This window comes from Terribacillus jepli (assembly GCF_047228925.1).
Taxonomy (GTDB): Bacteria; Bacillota; Bacilli; order Bacillales; family Amphibacillaceae; genus Terribacillus.
Genome location: NZ_JBFEGH010000032.1, coordinates 1 through 1,472, shown reverse-complemented (window position 1 = coordinate 1,472; position 1,472 = coordinate 1). Strand labels below are relative to the sequence as shown.

Genomic DNA, 1,472 nt, shown 5'->3' with positions numbered 1-1,472 from the left:
TGAACTGCACCCCAAAAGTTAGAGTAACACTAACTTTTGGGGTGCTTTATTATGGTTAAATATAGTCAAGAATTTAAATTGAACGTTGTAAAAGAATATAAAAGTGGAGAGTTAGGATACGAGCTTTTAGCCCTGAAGCATGGCATAGGTGATCAATCCCAGGTTCGAAGATGGGTAACCTTTTACGATAGCTTTGGTGAAGCTGCCCTATTACAGAATCAGAACAAGAAGGTTTATCCTGTTAAATTCAAGTTAGATGTATTAGACTTTATGAAAAGAACAGGATCTTCATTAATGGAAACTGCCATTTCGTTCAGAATTATGAATCCATCCATAATATCCGTATGGAAAAAAGCTTACGAAAAAGGCGGAATTGAAGCCCTGGAACGACCGAGAGGACGGCCTTCCATGTCTGGTAAACCTAATAAGAAACAAAAGAAGCAAATCCATAAGAAAATAATATCCAGAGAAGAAGAACTCGAAAGAGAGAATGAGCTCCTTCGATTAGAGGTAGAATACTTAAAAAAGTTACAAGCTTTTCAGATGAATCCGGAAAGTTATCTAGAAAAGCACAAGCAGCGTTATCATTCGAACTCAAAGAAACATTCCGATTAAAGGATGTATTAAGTAGAGTTGGCATTCCGGAATCCAGTTATCATTATCATATTAAAGCAATGAAAAAAGGCAATCATGATCAAGAGCTTGAATCTTCTATTCAGCAGATATTTGAGGAAAATAACGGTAACTACGGTTACCGTCGGATTCATTTAGTATTGCGTAATTTAGGCCAATCAGTGAATCATAAGAAAGTTCTTCGGTTGATGAAGAAACTGGGCCTAAGGGGCACTAGCTTCATTCGTAAATCAAGGAAGTATATCTCCTACAAAGGGAAGGTTGGAACTGTAGCTAAAAACCGAATCCACCGACGCTTCATGACTGATCGCTGTCATCAAAAGTTAGCCACTGACATAACAGAATTCAAGTGTACGGATGATCGCAAACTATATCTTAGTCCTATTATGGACTTATATAACGGAGAAATTGTAAGCTATGGAATCGGTATGCGTCCATCGCTTAATCTTGTTTTGGCTCCTCTTGAAGAAACACTCGATAAAGTAAAGAACATAACGTACAGAACAACAATTCATTCGGATCAAGGCTGGCATTATCAGCATCGTAAATGGGTGAAGGCTCTCCATCAACATAAAGTGTTTCAAAGCATGTCCCGAAAGGGCAACTGCATTGATAACGCTCCAATGGAAAGCTTTTTTGGCACGTTGAAACAAGAGATGTATTATGGTCGAGAAAAGGCTACGTTCGCAGAACTTAAGAAGAGAATTGAAAATTATATTGATTATTATAATAACAAGCGTATAAAAGAGAAATTGGCTGGCATGAGTCCGGTACAATACCGGCTCCACACCAGCCAACAGGCTATCTAATATTGACTCTAACTTTTAGGGTGCACATCA

At 38.1% G+C, this 1,472-nt stretch carries 2 protein-coding genes; both read left to right on the top strand.

Going from position 1 to position 1,472, the window contains the following annotated elements; all coding sequences use genetic code 11:
- The first annotated feature begins 51 nt into the window (after positions 1 to 51).
- The gene (locus tag AB1K91_RS19935; protein WP_413092426.1) at positions 52 to 615 is read left to right on the top strand and encodes a helix-turn-helix domain-containing protein; all 564 of its coding nucleotides are present in this window, start codon (positions 52 to 54) and stop codon (positions 613 to 615) included.
- A complete protein-coding gene (locus tag AB1K91_RS19930; protein ID WP_413092427.1) occupies positions 504 to 1,442 on the top strand; it encodes an IS3 family transposase in 939 nt (312 codons plus the stop codon). The genes AB1K91_RS19935 and AB1K91_RS19930 overlap by 112 nt, the downstream gene beginning before the upstream one ends.
- The last annotated feature ends 30 nt before the right edge of the window (positions 1,443 to 1,472 follow it).

Bases quoted from the DNA above. Each gene is read 5' to 3' on its own strand.
- AB1K91_RS19935 (WP_413092426.1), top strand. From the start codon at position 52: ATGGTTAAATATAGTCAAGAATTTAAATTGAACGTTGTAAAAGAATAT.